Origin of the sequence: Paractinoplanes toevensis, assembly GCF_018332695.1 — a bacterium.
Lineage (GTDB): Bacteria > Actinomycetota > Actinomycetes > Mycobacteriales > Micromonosporaceae > Actinoplanes > Actinoplanes toevensis.
Genome location: NZ_BOQN01000016.1, coordinates 67,324 through 88,996, shown reverse-complemented (window position 1 = coordinate 88,996; position 21,673 = coordinate 67,324). Strand labels below are relative to the sequence as shown.

The following is a 21,673-nucleotide window of genomic DNA, read 5'->3' as shown; positions in this document are numbered from 1 at the left end:
AGGGTGGGTCGCTCGCGACGCCCTACATAGTGGGGCGGACTCTCACATGCCGCGCTGGAGTCCCGGCCGGCGAGTTCGCCTTCCACCTATTGGGCAGCGCTTCCCGCCATGTGGTCCGCGGCCGCTTCGGGATCCGGCATGCCGAATATATCGCCCGCGATTGGCTCGGATCTTCGCAAGAGTGTCGAGTTAGCGCTCGCTCCGAGCGCAAATCCCACAAGATCTGGCCATGTCGCCGTCTCGAGGCTGCCGGACCGGGTGACATCTCGGATAAGTCGGTCAGCGGCGAGTGCGCCCATGCTGCGGGCGGGGCGGAATGGGCGCGGGCCGATGGCCGGGCGTGGGGAGCTGTGAGCTTACGGTGAGTCCGATTCGGTGGCCGGGCCGTGCGCTGAGTGCGGGCCGCAGAGGTCGGATGGACTCGGTGCGGAACCGGGCTTTGGGTCGGGCGTGAGCGCAGGGCGGGCCGGGCGTGGGCTGAGTGCAGGGCTGGGCGTGAGCGTAGGGCTGGCTGGACTGGTCGCGCGTGGGTTGAGCGCGAGCGAACCCGCACCGGCCTGCGCATCCTTGGGCCGGGCGTGAGCGCGGGGCCGACCGTGAGGGCCGCGCGCCGGCCGGGTGTGGGCTGAGCGCGGGGCCGGGCTTGGCTGAGCGTGGGCTGGGTGTGGGACGGCGGCGGGGGTGTGGGCTGTGGCCGCCCCTGGGTGGAGGGGCGGCCACAGCGTGCGGTTGCTAGAGGGAAAGGGTCCAGCTGTCGATTTTGCCGGTGTCGGCGCTTGCCGCGTCTCGGACGCTCAGGGTCCAGGTGCCGTTCGGGGGCTCGGCGGACAGGTTGACCGTGTAGGTCTGGTTGATGTTGTCGGTGCTGCCGCCGGCCCGGTTGTGCAGGACGTAGGACGTGCCGTCCTCGGCGATCAGGGTGACCACCAGGTCGCCGATGTAGGTGTGCACGATGTGCACCTCTACCGAGCTGGTCGTCGACGGGGCCGCGGCGGTGCAGTCGGCGATCGTCAGGGTGCTGGTCACCGTGGTGTTGTCGGGGATCGCCACGTCGGTGCCGTTGGTGCCGGTGCAGGCGGCCGCGCTGTTCACGCTGACCGTCAGGGCCGCCGTTCGGGTGATCGACTCCGCGGTCGCGGTGATCGTGACCGGTGCGCTGGAGCGGGACGTTCCCTCGGCCGCGGTCACCGTGACCGTGGTGGGTTCGCCCGCGGTGACCGTCTCCGGGTCGAAGGTGACGGTGACGCCGGCGGGTGTGACGCCGGCTGAGAAGGTGATTTGCTCGGGGTCGCCGTTGACCGCCGTGGTGGACAGGGTGACCGTGCTGGACGTGCCGGGGTCCAGGGCGACCGACGACGCGTCCAGGGTGAGGGCGAAGTCGTTGCCGGTCGAGCAGAAGTCGTCGCCGGCCACGTTCACCGCGGTCCACGACGCCTGCACCGCCTTGTACTCGGTGCCGCAGAAGCCGTACAGGTCGGTGGCCGCCGACAGGGTGTAGGCGCGGGCCTGGGCGTACGTCGTACTGGAGATGAAGTAGTTGTCCAGGGCCCGGAACCAGATCGCCGCGGCCTTGTCGCGGCCGATCCCGGTGACCGGGGCGGCCGAGCCGCACAGCGGCGAGGTGCCGTAGGCGGTGACGCCGGAACCCTCGGCCAGGTCGAAGAAGAAGTGGTTGGCCACGCCGGACGAGTAGTGCACGTCGACGTTCTTCGTGGTGGTGGACCAGCAACCGTGCGAGGAGCCGTCGAGTGTCGGGTTGTACATGTAGCGCAGCGGGGCGCCCGTACCCCGAATGTCGATCTTCTCGCCGATGTCGTAGTCGCCCGCGTCGGCGGTGCTGTTCGCGTAGAACTCGACCATGCTGCCGAAGATGTCGCTGGTGGCCTCGTTCAGGCCGCCGGACTCACCGGAGTAGGTCAGGCCGCCCGGCACCACGTTCTCGGTGACGCCGTGCGACATCTCGTGGCCGGCCACGTCCAGCGCGACCAGGGGCTTCGCGTTGCCGGTGCCGTCGCCGTAGGTCATCTGCGCGCCGTCCCAGAACGCGTTGACGTAGGCGCTGCCGTAGTGGACCCGCGACGGTACGCCGGTGCCGTTGCCGAAGATGCCGTTGCGGCCGTGCACGTTCGTGAAGTAGTCGAACGTGGTGGCCGCGCCGAAGTGGGCGTCGATGGCGGCGGAGGCACGGTCGGCGTTGGTGCCCGTACCCCAGGTGTTGTCGTCGTCGGTGAGTACCGCGCAGGTTCCGCTGGTGCGGTTGCCCATGTCGCAGGTGTAGCCGCCGCCGCGCACCGGGTCGGTGAGGCTGAAGTTGCTCTCGCCGGCCGTCGTGTCGACCGCGACCGGTCCGGAGTAGAGGCTGTTGCCGGTGCCGGTCACGCTTTCGATCTCGTCGAACTTGCCCACGAAGGAGCCGGTCCGGGCGTCGGTGATGACGTGCAGGCGGGACGGGGTCTGTCCGTCCGGGAGCCAGCCGTTCACCACCGTCTCCCAGGCCAGTCTGCCGGTGCCGGTGCTCGCGTCGACGAACAGTTCCGGCTTGCCGGTGCTGGTGACAGTGCCGGAGAAGGCGGCCGTGGACGACGCGGCAGCGCGTGCCGCGGTCACCGACGGTTCGGTCGACAGCGACAGCGGCGCTTTGAGGCCGACCGAGGTTCCGGTGACGCGGCCATGGCGAAGGCGGACGATCAGGTCGCCGCCATAAACGCGGAGCCCGTCGTACGTGCGGGTGTAGCGGACTGCCTCACCGTTGCGGCTGTAGACCTGGTAGTTGTCCTTGGCCGATCCCTTGACGGCCGCGGTACCGGCCTCGGCGATCGGACTCGGCTTCGGGGCGGCGGACGCGCGGTCAGCGGTCGCCGTCACCCCTCCGGCAGCCAGCGCGATGGTGGCGGCCAGCGCGATTGTGTTTCTCAACAGCTTCCTCCCACGATTAAGGAAGTGACATCAATTGATGTAGATCCTTCTATGTGGAGACAGTTGTCGATGTAACAGTCTTGTTTACAGATTCTCAGAGCGAGATCAGAGCGGCTCGACGCCGAACGCTACGTCCAGGCGGTAGCGGTCGCCGGGGTAGCGGGACTCGCTCAGCTCCAGCGGCGCGTCCCGGTCGTCGAGGATCAGCCGCTGCTCGACCAGTAGCGCCGAGCCCTCCGGAACCAGCAGCTCGCGGGCGTCCTCGGCGGTGGCCTGCTGCGCGGTGAGGGTTGCGGTGCCCTTGGTCGGCACCCGGCCGAGCGCGGCCAGCGCCTCGTGCACGGAACCGGCCAGATCCACCTTGAGCAGGGCGGACAGGCTTCCCGGGTACAGCGCACGCTCGTACGCGATCGGCTCGGAATCGGCCAGTCGCACCCGGTGGATGGCCACCACGTCGCCGCGCCGCAGGCGCAGGCGGGTCGCCTCCTGTTTGGTCGGCGGCCGCAGGTGCGCGAGGACCACCCGCGACGACGGCCGGCGGCCCTGCTTGCGGATCTCCTCGCTGAGCCGGACCAGGTTGTCGGCCCGGCGCGGGCCGGTCGGCACCGCCACGAACGTGCCCCGGCCGGGCGCCCGGTAGACCAGGCCGTCGTTGACGAGCTGGGTGACCGCGGCGCGGGCGGTCATCCGGCTGACGCCGTGCTCGCGGGCCAGCTCGGGCTCGGACGGCAGGGGGTCGTGCGGGCGGGACCGGGCGATCCGGGCTCGCAGCGCCTGCTCGATGCGGAAGTAGAGCGGCTCGGGCATGGATCACACCCTAACCTGTCTAGACAGTTGCCTGTATAGACAGCTACCGTGCGGTTCCATGGACTTCACCGTGGCGCAGATCGCGAAGATGATCGATCACTCCATCCTCCGGCCGGAGTTCACGGCCGAGGATGTCCGCGCCGGGTGCGCGATCGCCGCGAAGTACGAGGTGGCCGCGGTCTGCGTGCGGCCGTGCGACGTGTCGCTCGCGGTGCAGTTGTTGCGCAACAGCAGTGTCGAGGTCGGCACGGTGGTCGGCTTCCCGCACGGTGACACCCACACCGTGATCAAGGTGGCCGAGACCGAGCTGGCCATCGCGCAGGGTGCCACCGAGATCGACATGGTGATCAACGTCGGGTGGCTGCGCTCCGGGCACATCGACGCGGTGGAGCGCGAGATCGTCGCCGTCATCGCCGCCGCGGCCGGCGCCCCGGTCAAGGTGATCCTGGAGAACGCGTACCTCACCAACGAGCAGAAACTCGCCGCCTGCTGGGCCGCCGAGCGGGCCGGCGCGGCGTTCGTGAAGTCGTCGACCGGCTTCGCGCCGACCGGCGCGACCATCGACGACCTGGCCCTGATGCGGTCGGCGGTGTCGGCCAAGGTGCGGGTCAAGGCGTCCGGCGGGGTGCGCTCGCTGGACCAGCTGGTGGCGATGGCGGCGGTCGGCGTCACCCGGTTCGGCTCGTCGGCGACCGAGGAGATCCTGGAGGATCTGGCCCGCCGGACCCGGATCGAGTTGGCCCACCTGGAGGCCGCTTAGTCGGCCCCGGCCGCTACCTGGAAAAATCCGGCCCATGAGTGACGTGGGAGATCGGCTACGCCGGGCCGGGGTAGCCGAAGTGTTCGATGACGCGACGAACCGCGCGATGTACGCGTCCGACGCCTCTCTCTACCGCGTGGTCCCGCAGGCGGTGGTCCGCCCACGCGCCGAGGACGAGGTTCTCACCGTCCTGAACGTGTGCCGTGACCTGGGCGTTCCGATCACCGCCCGGGGCGCCGGCACCTCGGTGGCGGGCAACGCCATCGGCCCCGGCGTGGTTCTCGACTTCAGCCGGCACCTGAACCGGATCCTCGACGTGGACGCCGCCGCCCGCACCGCCACGGTGCAGGCCGGCACCGTGCAGTCGGTGCTGCAGGCCGCCGCGAAACCGCACGGCCTGCGGTTCGGCCCCGACCCGTCCACGCACACCCGCTGCACCATCGGCGGCATGATCGGCAACAACTCCTGTGGAGCCCGCACCCTCGGCTACGGCCGCACCTCGGACAACGTGGTCGCCCTGCGCGCGCTGACGATCGACGGCCGGTCGCTGTTCGACGACGCACCCCAGCCGGCCGCGTTGCAGACGCTGATCGAGGCCAACCTGGCCGTGGCCCGCACCGAGTTCGGCACCTTCGGCCGGCAGGTCTCCGGTTACGCCGTCGAGCACCTGCTGCCCGAGCGCGGCTTCAACCTCACCGAGTTCCTGGTCGGCAGCGAAGGCACCCTCGCGGTGGTCACCGAAGCCACCGTCAAGCTGGTCGCCGACCCTCTGCACCGGGTGCTCGTCGTCCTCGGCTACCCCGACTTCGGCACCGCCGGCGACATCATCCCGGCGATCCTCGAGTTCCGGCCGACCGCCTGCGAGGGCATCGACTCGCGCATCTGCGACGTGGTGCGCTCCCGGCGCGGCCCCGGTGCCGTTCCGCCGCTGCCCGGCGGCTCGGCCTGGCTCATGGTGGAGATCGCCGGCGACGACCTCGGCGAGGTGCGCGACCGGGTGGCCGGACTGGTCAAGGCGGCCGAGGCGGTCGACTCGCTGGTCGTCGAGGACCCGGTGGCGGCCGCGCCGCTGTGGCGCATCCGGGAGGACGGCGCCGGCCTGGCCGGTCGCGCGCCCTCCGGCCGGCCCGCGCACGCCGGGTGGGAGGACTCGGCGGTGCCGCCCGCGAAGATCGGCGCCTACCTGCGGGACTTCGACGCACTCTGCGATCAGCACGGGCTCAGCAACATGCCGTACGGGCATCTCGGCGACGGCTGTGTCCACGTACGCCTCGATTTTCCGTTGTCCTCGCCCGGCGGGCCGGCGAAGTTCCGGGCCTTCCTGGAGGACGCCGCCGACCTGGTGGTCAGCTACGGCGGTTCGCTCTCCGGCGAGCACGGCGACGGCCGGGCCCGCAGCGAACTGCTGGCCCGGATGTACTCGCCGGCCGCGATGACCCTGTTCGGCCAGATCAAGCACATCTTCGACCCGAACAATCTGCTCAACCCGGGCAACCTCGTCGACCCCGATCCGGTCGACGCGAACATCCGGGTGGCGCAGGCCCGGCCGGTCCGCACGAAACTCGCCCTGGCCTACCACCAAGATCACGGCGACTTCGACCAGGCCGTGCACCGCTGCACCGGCGTCGGCAAATGCCGCGCCGACACCACCGTCCTCGGCGGCGTGATGTGCCCGTCCTACCTGGCGACCCGCGAGGAGAAGGACTCGACCCGAGGTCGCGCCCGAGTGCTGCAGGAAATGCTCGATGGAGACCTGGCCCCCTCCTGGCGCAGCCCCGCGGTCCACGAGGCGCTCGACCTGTGTCTGTCCTGCAAGGGTTGCGCATCGGACTGCCCGACCGGCATCGACATGGCCGCCTACAAGTCGGAGGTCCTGCACCAGAGCTACCAGCGCCGCCTGCGCCCGCGCTCGCACTATTCGCTGGGCTGGCTGCCCCGCTGGTCCCGGCTGGCCGCCCGCATGCCCCGCCTGGCCAACCGGATGACGACGCTGCCCGGCATCCGCGGCCTGGCCCTGCGCCTGGCCGGCGTCGACTCCCGCCGATCCATCCCCGCGTTCGCCCCGCAGACGTTCCGGCAGTGGTTCGCCGCCCGGGAGAAACCGACGACCGGCACCCCGGTCCTGCTGTTCATCGACAGCTTCACCGATCACTTCTCGCCCGAGGTCGGCAAGGCCGCGGTCGAGGTGCTGACCGCCGCCGGCTACGCCCCGTCGATCACCACGAAGGAGGCGTGCTGCGGCCTCACCTGGATCTCCACCGGCCAGCTGGACGCCGCCCGCCGCATCCTCGGCAAAACGGCCGACCAGCTCGCCGACGCCGTCGACCGGGGCATGCCGGTGGTCGGACTGGAGCCGTCCTGCACCGGCGTCCTCCGCAGCGACATCAACGAGTTGCTGGACAACGAGAAGGCCCACAAGGTGAGCGCCGCGACCGTCACGGTGGCCGAGCTGCTGGCCCGCACCCCCGGCTACGCGCCGCCGTCCCTGGAAGGCGTGCGGGTGATCGCCCAGCCGCACTGCCACCACCACGCGGTGATGGGCTGGGAGGCCGACGCCAAGCTGCTGAAATCGGCCGGCGCCACGGTCAAACGCCTGGGCGGTTGCTGCGGCCTGGCCGGCAACTTCGGCGTCGAACAGGGCCACTACGAGGTGTCGGTCAAGGTCGCCGAGCAGCAGCTGCTCCCCGCCCTGGACCAGGCCGAACCGGGCGACATCCTGCTGGCCGACGGTTTCTCCTGCCGCACCCAGGCCGCCGACCTGGCCGACACGGCCGGCGTCCACCTGGTGCAACTGCTGGCCGAGGCCCAAAAACCCAAGCCCTAGAAAGGTACGGGCGGCACCGCCCCCGCCGAATCCACCCCGTCCCGCCGAGGCGGCCGGGCCGTAGCAAACCGGGCCGTCCCGGCCATCCGGCCGGGCGGCCACTCACCCCCGGCGGGTCAATCCGACGACGAATCGTGACCGGGCGCGCCCGGGCCGTAGGAGCCGCCACCGGCCGAGCCGATCCGGGCGCGCTGCTCCTCGTCGGTCAGCGTCGGGTCGGCACCGTCGCGCGGCAACCGGCCCGACGGCTGCTCGGTCGTCGCCGGCGGCACGTCGACGGTCTTACGCTGGGCGCCGCTGTCGGCCGGGCTCTTCTCCGCATCCACCCCAAGATCCTTACCCCGGATCGCCGGCTCTAGTGCAAACCGGAGAAACACGCACGGCAACCAACCGGTGCGGTGACCCGCCGCACCGGCGCCACCGAACTGGCGCGACATTTCCAGGGAGCTTTCGGCTGAAGGTCGCGGCGCCGGCGCCGGCGCCCGGGCCGGGGCCGGCGCCAGGGGGATCCCAGATCGCGGGCCTAGACTCCCGCGCTGCGGGCGATGCTCCCGCCTTCCGGCCTCGGCACCCCGATATGGCGTTTATATCCGGCACCGACCGGACGAAGCGCCGCGAACTTGTCGAGTTGGCACCCCCGCTGAGTGCTGCACTCTTTCAAGATCTGGCCGGGAAACGCGCGGGGGGTGAAGCCACACAACCACTCGCGTGCCCACCCAGCCCGGCGCCATTGCGGATCTTGAGGACTTGCCGATCTGTCCGCTCTGTCCGCACGGCAAGTCCACAAGGTGAGCCTGTTCGGGTTGGGGTTGGGGTTGGGGTTGGGGGCTTGGGTCGGGCCCGCCCGCAGCGGGCGCGCGGAGGGTGAGGTGCACCTGCCGGGACCGTGTGCCACGGGACTGAGCCGGCCCGTACGGAAAAGGTTTGACCGAAGGCGCACCGCAGCTGAGGCCGGGGTTTCGTCCTTTGCGGACATTGGCGAGACCCCTACCCGAAAAGATCTCTAGACTGTGGCTGTGCGTACCGTGACTGTGCAGGCCTCGGATGGTGTCGCCTGGCGGGTCCGGGTCGTCTGGGAACCGCGGTGGCGCGCGCTCGCCCGCCGCTTCGGTGGCTGGCGCCGCAAGCGCAAGGACCGGGACGGCGGCGGCGACTTCCCGGACCCGGGCCTCGACCTGCCGAGCGGCGGGCATCACTCCGGCGGGGGCGGGTTCATGTCCGATCTCGCCGACGACCTGGTGGTCGGCATCGCCATCATCATCGGGCTGATCGTCTTCGGCTTCCTCTTCTGGTGGCTGCTGCTGCCGCTGCTGCTCCTGGTCCTCGACATCATCGTGGTCGTCCTGCTGGTGATCGCCGGCGTGGTGGGCCGGGTGCTGTTCCGCCGCCCCTGGATCGTGGAGGCGACCGGCCCGCAGAAGGTGACGGCCGAGGTGGTCGGCTGGCGCGCGGCCCTGCGCACCCGCGACGAGATGGCCGAGAAACTCCGCCTGGGCTACCGGCCGGAGGACGTCGCCGCCGCTTACGCGTCACCCTGACCGGCGGTGTGCCCGGTCGGCCGTCGCGGGTCGTCGCCGCCGGCGCGGCGGTTTCGTCCAGGCCGCGTGCCGGTCGACGGACCGCCCCGGAACTCGTCGGCCGGGCTTCAGATCGCTGCGCGGATTACCGCGGCCAGGCTTGCGGCCAGGACCGAGCGGTCTCGGCCGGCGGCCCAGCGGGTGGTTCCGTTCGTGCGGTATTCCAGCAGCGTCAGGGCCTCGCTGTCGTTGCCGGTGCCGGTGCTCGTCTGGTGCAGGCTCACCACGTCGACCGGGTGGCCGTGGGCCGCGAGCGCGCCGGTCAGGGCCTCGACCGGGCCGACGCCCTCGTGCACGCTGGTGTGGTCGGTGCCGTCCACCCGTACGGTGATGGTGGTCCGGGAGTTTGACGTTTGGTAACCGCTCAGCGTGACCGTCGTGGCCGGCCTCAGGTAGGCCTGCTCGAAGAGTTTCCACAGCTGGGGTGCGGTTACCTCGTCGCCCGAGGCGTCGGTGTGCCGCTGCACGTGCCGGGCGAAGTCGATCTGCAGGCGGCGGGGGAGTTCGATGCCGAACTCGGTCTCCAGCAGGTAGGCGATGCCGCCCTTGCCGGACTGCGAGTTGACCCGGATCACCGCGTCGTAGCTGCGGCCGAGGTCGGCGGGGTCGATCGGCAGGTACGGCACCCGCCACTCGGCGTCCGCGGAAGAGGCGCGGGTGCGGTGCTCGGCGAAGCCCTTGCGGATCGCGTCCTGGTGGGTGCCGCTGAAGGCGGTGTGCACGAGGTCGCCGGCGTACGGATGCCGGGGGTGGATGTCGAGGCGGGTGGCGTGCTCGACGGTGCGGCGGATCTGGTCGATGTCCGAGAAGTCGATCATCGGATCGATGCCCTGGGCGTGCAGGTTCAGCGCGAGGGTGGCGATGTCGACGTTGCCGGTGCGCTCGCCGTTGCCGAAGATGCAGCCCTCGACGCGCTCGGCGCCGGCCAGCACCGCCAGCTCGGCGCACGCGATGCCGGTGCCGCGGTCGTTGTGCGGGTGCACCGAGAGGATCACGCTGTCCCGGCGTGCGAGGTGCCGGTGCATGTACTCGATCTGGTCGGCGTACACGTTGGGGGTGGCGATCTCGACGGTCGCGGGCAGGTTGAGGACGACCGGCCGTTGCGGGCAGGCCTCCCACAGCTCGGTCATCGCGTCGCAGATCTCGAGCGCGTAGTCCGGCTCGGTCAGGTTGAACACCTCGGGCGAGAACTGGAACCGCACGTTCGACAGGTCCCCGGCGAGCTTCAGGATGTCCCGGCCGCCGTCGAGGATCAGCTCCTTCAGCGTTTCCCGGTCGTGCCCGAGGACCACGCCGCGCCAGACCGGGGCGGTCGCCGTGTACATGTGGATGACGACGTCGTTGCGGATTCCCTGGATCGAGGCGACGGTGCGCTCGATGAGCTCGCGGCGGGCCGGGGTGAAGACGACGATCGTCACGTCGTCCGGCGCGATGCCCTGCTCGGCGATCAGCCGCACGAAGTCGTAGTCGGTCTGCGACGCCGACGGGTAGCCGACCTCGATCTCCTTGTAGCCCATCGTGACCATGAGCTCGAAGAAGCGGCGTTTGCGGTCCGGGTCCATCGGCTCGGCGAGGGCCTGGTTGCCGTCGCGCAGGTCGACCGGCACCCACAGCGGTGCCGCGGTGAGCCGGCGGGTGGGCCACTGCCGCTCGGTGAGCGGGACCGCGACACGGGAGTAGACATCGCGGTATTTGTGCGACGGCATCGCGGAGGGCCGCTGCCGGTTCCAGGCGGGCGTCATGCCCCGACCGTAGCAACACCTCAGACAAGTAGACAAGCTAGGATGATGGGATGGACCAGGTCCGCCGGGAGCCGCTCGCCGATCAGGCCGCCCGCCTGCTGCTGGAACGCATCCGGGCGGGGGAGTGGAGCCTCGGCGCGAAACTGCCCGGCGAGACCACGCTCGCGCCGCAGCTGGGAGTGGGCCGGTCCACCGTGCGCGAGGCGATCCGGCAGCTCGCCGGCCGTGGGGTGCTCGCCTCCCGGCAGGGCGCGGGGGTGTTCGTCACCGCGCTCGACGCACCCGAGGACTGGGACGCGGTCCTGCGCCGGGCCGACATCGTCACGGTGGTCGAGGCGCGCATCGCGATCGAGGTGGAGGCGGCCGCGCTGGCCGCCGAGCGCCGCACCCCGGCCGAGCTGCGGGCGATCCGGCGGGCGCTGGACCTCCGCGGCGAGCGGCGGGCGAACATCGAGGAGCACGTCGACGCCGACACCGTGTTCCACCGCGCGGTCGTGGTCGCCGCGCACAACCCGATCCTCACCGAGCTGTTCGACGGCTTCACCCCGCGCAGCCGCGCCTCGATGATCGACATGCTGCGCCTGCGCGGCGGCTTCGGCGGCGATGCCGACCACGATGTGCACGCCCGGGTGCTGACCGCGATCGCCGACGGGGACGGCCGGGCCGCGGCCGACCTGAGCCGCACCCACCTGCTCGCCATGAAGAGATGGCTGAGCGCACCGTGACGCGGGCGGCCACTCCTGGTCAGGCGACGATCAGCAGGACGATCGCGATCAGTGGGGCCGCGCCCTGGACCGCGGCGGCGCGGATCATCCGGCGGTTGGTGGCCAGCAGGACCAGGGCGGCGGCGATCATGCTGCCGCAGCCGGCGACCACCAGCGCGCGGCCGCCCTGGGCGGTGCCGGTGTGCAGCAGGATCAGGCCGACGACGGTGACGATGGCCAGGAAGAGGTTGTAGAAGCCCTGGTTGAAGGCCCACGGGCGGACCGCGGGGACGTCCGATTCGGGCACGCCGAAGGTCTTGTGGCCGGCCGGGCGGGGGAACAGCACCGCCTCCAGGACGAAGATGTAGATGTGGATCAGTGCCGCTATCAGGGCGAAGACCTGGCCGACTGCATTCATGATCGGGGATTCTGCCGGACCGGCGTCGCGGGCCGGTGGACGGGACCACGATCATCGATATCCACCGATAAGGTCGGGCGATGCGACTGATACGGCTGATGGCCGTCACCCTGTGTGCCCTCACCGCTTCCGCGGCGGCCGTCGCACCCGCCACCGCGGCTGCGAAAGGCCCCACCCAGCCCGAATACGACTACACCCAGGCCGTTCGTGAACGTGTTTGGGTGCAGACCCCGGTGGACAGCGACGCCGACGGGAAACCCGACCGGGTCGCGGTCCGCATCATCCGGCCCGCCACGACCACGCGGGTGCCGGTGATCTTCCAGGCCAGCCCGTACTACGCCGGCCTCAACGACGTGCCCAACCACGACGACGTCGACCGGGACGGGGCTGCCCTGCGCGGTGGCGCCGGACTGAACCGGGCCGCCGAGACCATCACGTTCAGCGGGTACCTGGACAACTACTTCGTGCCGCGCGGCTACGCGGTCGTCTTCGCCGACAGTCTCGGCACCGGTGGCTCGGACGGCTGTCCCACCTCGGGCGGACGCAACGAGACCCTCGGCATGAAGGCCGTGATCGACTGGCTCAACGGGCGGGCGCCCGGCTTCGACGAGTCCGGGGCGGCGGTCGATGCCGGGTGGTCCACCGGGCGTACCGGAATGATCGGGGTCTCCTACAACGGCACCCTGCCTAACGCGGTCGCCGCCACCGGCGTGCGCGGCCTGGAGACGATCGTGCCGATCGCGGCGATCTCCAGCTGGTACGACTACTACCGCGCCAACGGCGGGGTGGTCGCGCCGGGTGGCTTCCAGGGTGAGGACACCGACGTGCTGGCCAAGGCGGTGCTGACCCGTTCCCATCCTGAGGTGTGCGCCGATGTGATGGCGCAACTGGAGAAGGACCAGGACCGGGAGTCCGGGGACTACAACGCCTTCTGGGCCGAACGGAACTACGTGCCCGACGCCGGCAAGGTGCGGGCCAGCGTGTTCGTGGTGCACGGGCTGCACGACGACAACGTGCGCACCCAGCAGTTCGGGCAGTGGTGGAACGCGCTGCGGGTGCCGAAGAAGATCTGGCTGCACCAGGCCGCGCACGCCGACCCGTTCAACGTGCGCCGGGACGTGTGGCTGGAGACGCTGCACCGGTGGTTCGACTTCTGGCTCTACCGCATCGACACCGGCATCATGCGCGATCCGGTCGCCGACGTCGAAACCGCACCCAACCAATGGCGTACGGCGTCGGCCTGGCCGATCCGGGCCGCCCGCTCCGTCACCACGACGCTCGGTAAGGGTCCACGGCAGACCTTCGTGGACGCTCCCGCCCGTACGCCCGAGGAACTGGCCGCCGACGAGACCGCGACCGATCCGAACCGGCTGATCTATCTCGGACCGGCCCTGACGCGTGCAACGCGTCTTTCCGGCACCGTGAAGGTGACCCTGCGGGCCGACCTGGCCGGGAAGTCGCCGTATCTGACCGCGATGCTGGTCGACTACGGCACCGCCGACCGCTGGGCCGGCACCCGCACCCTGCCGGATCAGCTGGACTGCATCGGCCCCGGCATCACCGGCGACCCGGGCTGCTTCGCCCGGCGGGAGCACGTGGTGGCCTCGACCCCCTACGAGATCGTCACCCGGGGTTGGCTGGACGTGCGCAACCGCTTCTCGCCGGCGATCACGACGCCGATCAGAGCCGGTCAGCCGGACACCTTCCGGTGGAGCCTGCAGCCCGAGGACCACGTGTTCGCCGCGGGCCACCGCATCGGCCTGGTGGTCATCTCCACCGACCGCGATCACACCCTCCGCTACCCGGCCGGCACTGTTGTCGGCGTCCGCCCGGCCCAGTCGAGCGTGGTCCTGCCGCTGGCCTGAGATGCTCGGTGCATGGACTTCGCGGTAGGGATCGACGAACGGTATTTCGAGGACTACGTGCCCGGCTCGGTCCACGAGTTCGGGCACGTGGTCGTCGACGAGGCCGAGATGCTGGCGTTCGCCCGGCAGTTCGATCCGCAGCCGATCCACGTCGACGCGGCGTTCGCGGCGGCCGGACCGTTCGGCGGGCTCATCGCCAGCGGGTGGCACACCGCGGCGATTTTCATGCGGATGTTCGCCGACCACTACCTGTCCCGGGTGGCCAGCCTGGCCTCGCCGGGGGTGGACGAGCTGCGCTGGCCGGCGCCGGTGCGCGCGGGCGATCGGCTGCGCCTGCGGGTGACCGTTGTATCGGCGCGGCCGTCCCGCTCGAAGCCGGACCGCGGCGTCGTGCAGACCCGCGGCGAGCTGTTCAATCAGGACGACCAGGTGGTGCTGTCCCTGGTCGCCGTCAACATGCTGCTCCGGCGCGCGGTCTAGCCCCGGTCTAGCCCCGGTCTAGCCCCGGTCTAGCCCCGGTCTAGCCCGCCGGGCGGCTGAGGTAGCCGGACGTCACGATGCGGTGGACGCCGTGCTGGTAGGCGGCCGGGTCGTCGGGGGCCAGGGTGGCCAGGCCGTCGACGTACCGGTTGAACATGCTGAACGCGGCCGCGATCAGCACGGTGTCGTGGATCTCCAGGTCGGTGGCGCCTTCGGTGCGGGCGGCGGTGACCAACTCGGTGGTCACGTCGCGGCCGTCCCGGCGTACGGCCTCGGCCACGGCCAAAAGCGCACGCATCTTTCCGGAGAGTGCCGCCGTCGCGGGGTTTGCCCGCACCTCCTCGACCAGCCGCGCACCTTCGGGCAGCTGCGCCGCCGCGAACGCCGAGTGCGAGCCGGCGCAATAGGTGCACTCGTTGAGACCGGACACGTAGGCGGCGATCAGTTCGCGCTCGCCGGGGCTGAGGGTGTGCGGGCCGCGCAGTAGCACCTCGGCCAGTTCCATCAGCGGCTTCGCGGTCTCCGGCCGGTATTGCAGAAGGCCCTGGATGCCGGGGGAGCGGGACTCGTCCACCCCGAGATCGATGTGCGCCATGCAGTTTTCCTGTCTTCGATCCAAGTCTTGCAAAGTTCTGTTCCAATATTGCGTGGCTGTGTCGCAGAGGTTACGTTGCCCGATAGATCCTCAGCAATCCCCGCCGCGACATCCCCGGTCGCACCGTCCCCCGGTCGCTTCGTCCCCGGTCGCTTCGAAAGCGAGCACGCACATGTCCAGAAGAAGGCTCGGCGCCGCACTCACCGGCGCCGCCCTGCTCGGCACGACGCTCTTCTACGCCGCCCCCGCGCAGGCCGCCGCCACCGGAGGCAGTGGCGCCACCCTGCCCTATGTAGAAGTGCAGGCGGAGAGTTCTACAACGAACGGCACCCTGATCGGCCCGTCCGCGGCCTACAACACGCTCGCTGCCGAGGCGTCCTACCGCAAAGCGGTCACTCTCCAGGGCGCCGGGAAGTATGTCGAGTTCACCACCCCGGTCGCCACCAACTCGATCGTGTTCCGTTACAGCATCCCGGACACCGGCGGTGGCTCGGTCTACACCGCGCCGCTGAGCTTCTACGTCAACGGTACGAAGTCCACCGACTTCAGTCTGACCAACGCGTACAGCTGGTACTACGGCAGTTATCCGTTCACGAACTCGCCGGGTGGCAACGCCCACCACTTCTACGACGAGGCGCACCGGCTGTTCCCGACCACCTATCCGGCCGGCACCAAGTTCCGGCTGCAGGTCGACGCCGGCAACTCCGCCTCGTCGTACACCATCGATTTCGCCGATTTCGAATCGGTGGCCGGCGCGCTGTCGCAGCCGGCCGGTTCGGTGTCGGTGACCTCGCGCGGCGCGGACGCGACCGGTGCGGCCGACTCGACGGCCGCGTTCAACTCGGCCATCCAGGCGGCCGGCGCCGGCGGGACGGTGTGGATCCCCTCCGGAACCTTCAAGATCCCCGGTCACATCGCCGTCAACAACGTGACGATCAAGGGGGCCGGTACCTGGTACTCGACGGTGGTCGGCGCCGCGCCCGGCTTCTACGGCAACGACGCGCCCAACCCGAGCACCAACGTGCACCTGGCCGACTTCGCGATCTTCGGTGATGTGCAGGAGCGTAACGACTCCGCCCAGGTCAACGCGGTCGGCGGGGCGATGAGCAACTCGACCGTCGACCGGCTGTGGATCGAGCACCTCAAGGTCGGCGCGTGGATGGACGGGCCGATGGACAACCTGGTCTTCTCCGGCCTGCGGATCCGCAACGTCACGGCCGACGGCGTCAACTTCCACAAGGGCGTGACCAACTCGAAGGTCACCAACTCGGACATCCGCAACACCGGTGACGACGCCCTGGCGACCTGGGCCGAGTCGGTGGCCGACGCGAACAACTCGTTCGACCACAACACCGTGCAATACCCGATCCTCGCCAACGGCATCGCCATCTACGGCGGTCACGACAACTTCGTCACCGACAACCGGGTGATCGACTCCGGCCTCACCCAGGGTGGCGGCATCCACGTCGCGCAGCGGTTCGCCTCCACCACGCTGGGCCGCACCGACGTGCTGCGCAACACCATCATCCGGTCCGGCGGGCTCGACCCGAACTGGCAGTTCGGCGTCGGCGCGCTCTGGTTCGACGCCCGCGACGGCGCGATGACCGGCCTCACCAACGTCGACAACATCCTGATCCAGCAGAGCCCGTTCGAGGCGATCCAGTTCGTGTCCGGCTCGCAGATCTCGAACGTTAAGATCAACAACGCAACCATTCAGAACACCGGCTCGTACGTCGTTCAGGAGCAGGTCGGCGGCTCGGCGACGATCTCCAACAGCACCGCCACGGGTACCCTGGGCCCGGCCGCGGTCTACAACTGTGGCGTCGGCTTCACGCTTACCGACGGCGGCGGCAATTCCGGGATTTTCGGGTCTACCGCCTGCACTCAGGTAACAAATCCGACATTTCCCCCTTATCTCCCGGATAATGGCTCGCTGATCTCGATCAGCCCGTCGACGCTCGGCTTCGGGACCGTCGCTACCGGCTCGACCAGCGCCGCCCAGACGGTGACCGTGACCAACTCGGGCTCGGCCGCCGCCCCGGTCTCCGCCGTCTCTCTCACCGGCGACTTCGCGCAGACCAACACCTGCGGTTCGTCCATCGCGGCCGGCGGCTCGTGTGCCGTGACCGTCCGCTTCGCACCCACCGCGACCGGCTCCCGCACCGGCAACCTGACGGTCACCGCGGCCGGCATCACCAACACGATCCCGCTCTCCGGCACCGGCGTGGCCCCCGGCCCGATCCTGACCGCATCACCGTCGTCGCTGACCTTCGCCGGCACCGTGGTGGGCGCCGCCTCGGCCACTCAGACGGTCACCATCTCCAACAGCGGCACCACGGCCGCGACCATCTCCGGCGTGACCGCGACCGGTGACTTCACGCAGACCAACAACTGCTCCTCGATCGCGGTGGGCGCCTCCTGCGCGGTCACGGTGACCTTCCGCCCGACCACGTCCGGAACGCGAACCGGCACCCTCACCGCCGGCAGCGTCACGGTCGCGCTCACCGGCAATGGCGTCGGCTCGACCACCAACGTCGCGGCCGGCCGGCCCGCTACCGCCAGCAGCCAGGTCAACGCCACCCAGGCCGCCGGCGTATCGACGGACGGCGACGCCAACACCTACTGGGAGAGCAACAACAACGCCTTCCCGCAGTGGCTGCAGGTCGACCTGGGCGCCGCGTACAGCGTCGGCAAGGTCACCCTGAAGCTGCCGCCGGCCACCGCCTGGGCCACCCGCACCCAGACACTGTCCGTCCAGACCAGCACCGACGGCTCCACCTTCGGCACCGCGGTCGCCTCGGCGAGCTACACGTTCAACCCGGCCACCGGCAACACGGCGTCGATCACCGTCCCCGGCACCAGCGCCCGCTACGTCCGGGTCAGCATCACCGCCAACTCGGGCTGGCCGGCCGGCCAGATAGCGGAGTTCGAGGTCTACCCCAGCGGCGGCGGCAGCGGTGGCCCAGCCGTGGCGGCGACACCCTCCACGCTCACCTTCGGCACGCAGGCGCTGAACACGACGAGCAGCGGCCAGGCGGTAACGGTGACCAACAGTGGCACCGCCGCCGCCACCTCGTTGACGGCCGCGATCACCGGCGACTACGCCCAGTCGAACAACTGCGGCACGTCCCTGGCGGCCGGCGCCTCCTGCACGGCCACCGTGACCTTCCGCCCGACCGCCTCCGGAACCCGAACCGGCGCCCTGACCATCGGCGGCGCCACCGTCGCCCTCACCGGCACCGGGGCCGGCACCACCAGCACCAACCTGGCCGCCGGCAAGCCGACCAGCGAATCCAGCCACGCCGACGTCTACGGTTCGGGCAACGTGACCGACGCCGACCAGAACACCTACTGGGAGAGCGCCAACAACGCGTTCCCGCAGTGGGTGCAGGTCGACCTGGGTTCGGCGCAGAGCGCCGGCCGAGCGGTACTGCAGATCCCGGCGGCCTGGGGCGCCCGCACCGAAACGCTGTCGCTGCAGGCCAGCACCGACGGCACGAACTGGACGACGGTGAAGGCGTCGGCCGCCTACAACTTCACCCCGTCCGCGGGCAACGCGGTGACGATCACCTTCACGGCGACGACGCAGCGCTACTTCCGCCTGAACGTCACCGCGAACACGGGCTGGCCGGCGGGCCAGATCTCCGGCTTCCAGATCTGGAACAGCTGACCTAGGCAGTCGGCGGACAACATCAGTGACCTCTCCGCTGACACCGGAGAGGTCACTGGTTCGATCCCAGCCTCGCCCACCATCGTTTCACCAGCTCAGTGGCGGGCATCGCGCCACTGCCGGATCCAGGCGCGGCCGTAGTCGTTGCCGTGCGGGGTGTGCAGCACGGTGTGTATGTGGAACGGCTTCGGGCTGTCGTAGTTCAGGAAGACGCCGCAGTGGTGGTCGAGTTCGGCGATCAGGACCGGCGACTGCATGCGGTAGTAGAAGACCTGCCCGTCGGACCAGCCGCCGATCCAGCTGAACCATGTCTCGTCCAGGTGCTGCCGGATCTCGCGCATGCGCGCCGCGCGGGGACCAACCGGCAGGAGCTTGGCGAAGTCCTCGGCGATGGCCAGGGCGAGCCGTTGCGCGTCGGCAGGCATCTCGGCGACGCGTACGCCTTCGCAGCGGATCGTCCGGTTGTCCTGGAACGCGCCGCCGAGGTGCCGTTCGTCGCCGGCGTGGACGCGGCCGGGCGGCATGGCCGGGTCCACCATCCGCTCGTACACGATGGCCTGGCGCCGCAGCTCGTCCGGCAGGGAGGCCATCAGCTGGATGCCGAACCCGATGCGGTCGGCGAAGGGACGCGCCAGGCCGGCGTGCGGGCCTTCGTCGATCTCGTCGGGTTCGGCGCCCAGGAAGACCGGTGAGAGGACCATTCGCCCTTCGACGATCAGACAGTTGAGAGCGCAGTGGTGTCCGAACAGCTGCCATCCCCATGGCGCGTGTTCGTCGGGCTCGCCGTAGACGGCGATGTGGTAGCTGTATTCGTTGAGAATGGTGGGAAGCCCGACCACCTCCCCGAGGAATCCGTTGATCAGCATCATGGCGCGGGTGAGCCGGTAACCCTCGGGCGAGAGTGAGGCGCGTATCAGGGCGAGCGCCTTGTCCCGTACGTCCATGGGCTGGAATTCCAAGCGCAGTCCGGTGTCGAACTGCATGAACTCGGGGTTGGCCCAGGTCTGCCACTGTGGTGCGTCGACCGGGTAGGCGATCCGTGCGCGGGCCTGCGGGTCCAGGCTGCCGAGCAGGTCTCGTGCGGCCGCGACCATCGCGGCCACCGGCGCACGTTCCCCGGCGGCGGCGGGTGTGAGCCGGTGCAGGCCGGGCCGGAGCTCGCCGTTATCGGTGATGCCGGTGAACGGGTTGAGATAGAGCGGCCGCCGGCCCTCGACGAGATTCCCGGTGAAGGTTCCGGGTTCGGCGGGCTTGTCCCGATAGGCGTACGGGTCGAGACCCCGCACGCCGGCCAGGCGCGGATGGTTCTCCGGGAAAAGGAATTCGCGGAATGCGGCCGCCATGCTCAGATCCTTGTCGGTTGGGGGACGGTGCCGGCCAGCGCCGAGGCCAGAGCGGCGAGTGCCCGGTGCACGAATCCGGGCTCGCCGTCGGGCACGATCGTGTCGACGAGTCCGGCCCGGTGCAGGGCCGGGGCGTCGATGTGCTGGGTGCGGGCGAGGTCGGCGGCCCGGCCGGGATCGCCGTGCACGATGACGCTCGCTCCTTCCGGTGGCAGGGGAGACAGCCACGCGTGGCGGGCGGCGATGACCCGCCGGGTGGCGGCGAGCGCGAGGGCGACACCGCCGCCGCCCTCGCCAGCGATCTCGTCGGTGACCTGTCCGCTCGCCGCGCGCAGGTGACCGGCTCCACCAGCCGGGCGATCACGGCGGTGATGCGGTGGCCGAACTGTTCGGCTACGTGACACAGCTATGCAGCCGCACCCACGGCCGTGGCACCGTCACCAGCCGCCCGGCCGGTTACCGCCCCGCGGCGTAACGGACACGGCGGGCCTGGCATCATGCCGGGCCCGCCGCTTCCCCCGAGCCCAGGCCTTGGTCATCCTTAGCCCGCCTCGGGGCGCAGAGCATCTGTCCGGGGCCCGTCCGAACCACCTGAGGAACTCCGGCGCACCCATCCGCAACAGGTCTCGGCGAGTCAGTCAGTCGGGCAGTTCCGGGGCGACGTGCCCGAACGCGTTGGCCAGGTCGATGGTTCGGCGCGGTGTGGGGCACTTGCGGGCGAGGCCGGCCTGGTCGAGCCGGCCGCTGCGGGCTTGGAAGAGCACGGGGGCGGCGGGATGCTGTTGCATCTGGTCAGTGGTGAGTCGGCCGGCGACACGGTTCGCCTCGGCGACCAGTGCGGGAAGGAGATTGCGCAGGTCCGCGGCCCACTCGTCCAGCCTGTTCAGCCACGCCCGGACGGCGGCGTCAGCGTTGCGGGCGTACTGGCTGGTTGCCTGCGCCAGTTCGGCCCAGGTGTAGTTGAGCCACGGCCGGGTCTTCAGGACCGGTAGCTGCCATTCGCGTTTGACGATCGACCAATGGTCGGCGCGGGCCGGAACCTGGTGGATGGTGAAGCCGGGCAGGCACAGCGCGGTCAAGTTCCCGCCGTGGCAGGCACCGGTGTCCAGGCCGAAGATCCGCCGGTCGCGGATCAGTGGGTCCGGGCCGGTCACGTGGTGGCCGAAGACGACCGGCTTGGTGTCGGTGTAGTGGTCGGCCCACCAGCCGTCCGGGAACATCGCTGCGAGTTCCTTCTCGCCGCTGGTCGTACCGCAGAGGATCTCCTGCTTCTGCTCGGCCAGGGGGATCCCGGACAGCATCGCGGCGTGCACCACCCGGACGTCGGCGGTCTCGACGTAGTAGGGGAGTGTCCGCATCCAGTCGACCGCCTCGGCGTAGGTGTCGCCGAGCTGCAGGCGGGTGATCTCCTGGGCGTACGAAAAGATCCCGCGCACGTGTTTACGCTCGTGATTACCCATCACCGCGATTGAGTTCGGACGCTCCCGGAACAACCGGATCACCTCACCGGGCGCGGGACCACGGTCGACGAGATCCCCCGCGCCGACCAGCAGATCGTCCGGCCGCAGGTCGACCCGGTCGAGGAGTTGGGCGAGTTCGTCGAAGCAGCCATGAATGTCGCCGATGATGACGGTGCGTCGCACCTGGCCGACGCTAGGCATGTGCGGCGGCGTGCGCAAAAGATTATCCGCATTCCGCGGCGCAGGCCGGAGCCCGTTCGGCTCGCAAGGCGTGCGGCCGAAAAGGGCTACAGGTGCGCACGTGCGTCACCACCGAGGTGTGGCTCGCAGATGCTCGGGCCGTGCCGTTGCTGGTCCGGTCACGCACGTTCTGCGTTCTCCAGTCCAGGCCGAATACACAACGCAGCGGGAGATGGCCGAGCCGTTTCGTCTTCGCCGAGGTATCTCGTGAACGTGCGCCTGAGGCTGTCGAGCGAAACGAAATTCGATCTCGTTCGGGGGTGCGTGCGGGC

The 21,673-nt window shown here is 70.2% G+C and carries 17 protein-coding genes; 8 read left to right on the top strand and 9 right to left on the bottom strand.

Annotation, left to right across the window (positions count from 1 at the left end; all coding sequences use genetic code 11):
* Positions 1–732: 732 nt before the first annotated feature.
* On the bottom strand, positions 733–2,916 hold the full coding sequence (locus Ato02nite_RS07090; RefSeq protein WP_213005577.1) for a M4 family metallopeptidase: 2,184 nt from the start codon (positions 2,914–2,916) through the stop codon (positions 733–735).
* Positions 2,917–3,021: 105 nt separating this feature from the next.
* Positions 3,022–3,723, bottom strand: a complete 702-nt coding sequence (locus Ato02nite_RS07085) for a GntR family transcriptional regulator (protein ID WP_213005576.1) — start codon at positions 3,721–3,723, stop codon at positions 3,022–3,024.
* A gap of 58 nt (positions 3,724–3,781) precedes the next feature.
* On the opposite strand from Ato02nite_RS07085, the gene deoC reads away from it, so the two are divergent.
* Both deoC and Ato02nite_RS07075 read left to right on the top strand, forming a co-directional pair.
* Entirely contained in the window at positions 3,782–4,483 is a 702-nt protein-coding gene (gene deoC / locus Ato02nite_RS07080; RefSeq protein WP_213005575.1) for a deoxyribose-phosphate aldolase, read from the top strand.
* Positions 4,484–4,517: 34 nt separating this feature from the next.
* A complete protein-coding gene (locus tag Ato02nite_RS07075; RefSeq protein ID WP_213005574.1) occupies positions 4,518–7,307 on the top strand; it encodes an FAD-binding and (Fe-S)-binding domain-containing protein in 2,790 nt (929 codons plus the stop codon).
* A 116-nt stretch (positions 7,308–7,423) separates the two neighbouring features.
* On the opposite strand, the gene Ato02nite_RS07070 is transcribed toward Ato02nite_RS07075, so the two are convergent.
* The gene (locus tag Ato02nite_RS07070; protein WP_213005573.1) at positions 7,424–7,633 is read right to left on the bottom strand and encodes a hypothetical protein; all 210 of its coding nucleotides are present in this window, start codon (positions 7,631–7,633) and stop codon (positions 7,424–7,426) included.
* Positions 7,634–8,323: 690 nt separating this feature from the next.
* Between Ato02nite_RS07070 and Ato02nite_RS07065 the strand changes: the two genes are divergently transcribed.
* The gene (locus Ato02nite_RS07065; RefSeq protein WP_213005572.1) at positions 8,324–8,845 is read left to right on the top strand and encodes a hypothetical protein; all 522 of its coding nucleotides are present in this window, start codon (positions 8,324–8,326) and stop codon (positions 8,843–8,845) included.
* Between the two features lie 107 nt (positions 8,846–8,952).
* On the opposite strand, the gene Ato02nite_RS07060 is transcribed toward Ato02nite_RS07065, so the two are convergent.
* A complete protein-coding gene (locus Ato02nite_RS07060) occupies positions 8,953–10,626 on the bottom strand; it encodes a 2-isopropylmalate synthase (RefSeq protein ID WP_246606217.1) in 1,674 nt (557 codons plus the stop codon).
* Between the two features lie 50 nt (positions 10,627–10,676).
* Between Ato02nite_RS07060 and Ato02nite_RS07055 the strand changes: the two genes are divergently transcribed.
* On the top strand, positions 10,677–11,351 hold the full coding sequence (locus Ato02nite_RS07055) for a FadR/GntR family transcriptional regulator (RefSeq protein ID WP_213005571.1): 675 nt from the start codon (positions 10,677–10,679) through the stop codon (positions 11,349–11,351).
* Positions 11,352–11,370: 19 nt separating this feature from the next.
* On the opposite strand, the gene Ato02nite_RS07050 is transcribed toward Ato02nite_RS07055, so the two are convergent.
* Positions 11,371–11,748, bottom strand: a complete 378-nt coding sequence (locus Ato02nite_RS07050; RefSeq protein WP_213005570.1) for a DUF1304 domain-containing protein — start codon at positions 11,746–11,748, stop codon at positions 11,371–11,373.
* An 80-nt stretch (positions 11,749–11,828) separates the two neighbouring features.
* Here Ato02nite_RS07050 and Ato02nite_RS07045 point away from each other — a divergent pair, with 80 nt between their 5' ends.
* Positions 11,829–13,613 (top strand): Xaa-Pro dipeptidyl-peptidase, encoded by a 1,785-nt coding sequence (locus Ato02nite_RS07045; protein ID WP_213005569.1) that lies wholly within the window; start codon positions 11,829–11,831, stop codon positions 13,611–13,613.
* Between the two features lie 12 nt (positions 13,614–13,625).
* Entirely contained in the window at positions 13,626–14,093 is a 468-nt protein-coding gene (locus Ato02nite_RS07040) for a MaoC family dehydratase (protein ID WP_213005568.1), read from the top strand.
* A 40-nt stretch (positions 14,094–14,133) separates the two neighbouring features.
* Here the strand turns inward: Ato02nite_RS07040 and Ato02nite_RS07035 are convergent, their stop codons facing one another.
* Positions 14,134–14,688: a carboxymuconolactone decarboxylase family protein gene (locus tag Ato02nite_RS07035; protein ID WP_213005567.1), complete on the bottom strand. Its 555-nt coding sequence runs from the start codon at positions 14,686–14,688 to the stop codon at positions 14,134–14,136.
* A 172-nt stretch (positions 14,689–14,860) separates the two neighbouring features.
* Between Ato02nite_RS07035 and Ato02nite_RS07030 the strand changes: the two genes are divergently transcribed.
* Entirely contained in the window at positions 14,861–18,358 is a 3,498-nt protein-coding gene (locus Ato02nite_RS07030) for a choice-of-anchor D domain-containing protein (protein ID WP_213005566.1), read from the top strand.
* 95 nt (positions 18,359–18,453) lie between these two features.
* Here the strand turns inward: Ato02nite_RS07030 and Ato02nite_RS07025 are convergent, their stop codons facing one another.
* Positions 18,454–19,701, bottom strand: coding sequence for a DUF3500 domain-containing protein (locus Ato02nite_RS07025; protein WP_213005565.1), 1,248 nt, complete (start codon positions 19,699–19,701; stop codon positions 18,454–18,456).
* 2 nt (positions 19,702–19,703) lie between these two features.
* Positions 19,704–19,946: a hypothetical protein gene (locus Ato02nite_RS07020; protein WP_438873022.1), complete on the bottom strand. Its 243-nt coding sequence runs from the start codon at positions 19,944–19,946 to the stop codon at positions 19,704–19,706.
* On the opposite strand from Ato02nite_RS07020, the gene Ato02nite_RS07015 reads away from it, so the two are divergent.
* The gene (locus Ato02nite_RS07015; RefSeq protein ID WP_213005563.1) at positions 19,932–20,102 is read left to right on the top strand and encodes a hypothetical protein; all 171 of its coding nucleotides are present in this window, start codon (positions 19,932–19,934) and stop codon (positions 20,100–20,102) included. The two genes, Ato02nite_RS07020 and Ato02nite_RS07015, sit on opposite strands and share 15 nt — an antisense overlap.
* 237 nt (positions 20,103–20,339) lie before the next feature.
* Here the strand turns inward: Ato02nite_RS07015 and Ato02nite_RS07010 are convergent, their stop codons facing one another.
* Positions 20,340–21,344: a metallophosphoesterase family protein gene (locus Ato02nite_RS07010; RefSeq protein ID WP_213005562.1), complete on the bottom strand. Its 1,005-nt coding sequence runs from the start codon at positions 21,342–21,344 to the stop codon at positions 20,340–20,342.
* Between the last annotated feature and the right edge of the window lie 329 nt (positions 21,345–21,673).

What these genes read in the sequence shown, in the direction of transcription:
- Ato02nite_RS07035 (WP_213005567.1), bottom strand. Translation starts at nt 14,688, where the DNA reads ATGGCGCACATCGATCTCGGGGTGGACGAGTCCCGCTCCCCCGGCATC.
- Ato02nite_RS07055 (WP_213005571.1), top strand. Translation starts at nt 10,677, where the DNA reads ATGGACCAGGTCCGCCGGGAGCCGCTCGCCGATCAGGCCGCCCGCCTG.
- Ato02nite_RS07050 (WP_213005570.1), bottom strand. Translation starts at nt 11,748, where the DNA reads ATGAATGCAGTCGGCCAGGTCTTCGCCCTGATAGCGGCACTGATCCAC.
- Ato02nite_RS07085 (WP_213005576.1), bottom strand. Translation starts at nt 3,723, where the DNA reads ATGCCCGAGCCGCTCTACTTCCGCATCGAGCAGGCGCTGCGAGCCCGG.
- deoC (WP_213005575.1), top strand. Translation starts at nt 3,782, where the DNA reads ATGGACTTCACCGTGGCGCAGATCGCGAAGATGATCGATCACTCCATC.
- Ato02nite_RS07025 (WP_213005565.1), bottom strand. Translation starts at nt 19,701, where the DNA reads ATGGCGGCCGCATTCCGCGAATTCCTTTTCCCGGAGAACCATCCGCGC.
- Ato02nite_RS07030 (WP_213005566.1), top strand. Translation starts at nt 14,861, where the DNA reads ATGTCCAGAAGAAGGCTCGGCGCCGCACTCACCGGCGCCGCCCTGCTC.
- Ato02nite_RS07040 (WP_213005568.1), top strand. Translation starts at nt 13,626, where the DNA reads ATGGACTTCGCGGTAGGGATCGACGAACGGTATTTCGAGGACTACGTG.
- Ato02nite_RS07060 (WP_246606217.1), bottom strand. Translation starts at nt 10,626, where the DNA reads ATGACGCCCGCCTGGAACCGGCAGCGGCCCTCCGCGATGCCGTCGCAC.
- Ato02nite_RS07075 (WP_213005574.1), top strand. Translation starts at nt 4,518, where the DNA reads ATGAGTGACGTGGGAGATCGGCTACGCCGGGCCGGGGTAGCCGAAGTG.
- Ato02nite_RS07045 (WP_213005569.1), top strand. Translation starts at nt 11,829, where the DNA reads ATGCGACTGATACGGCTGATGGCCGTCACCCTGTGTGCCCTCACCGCT.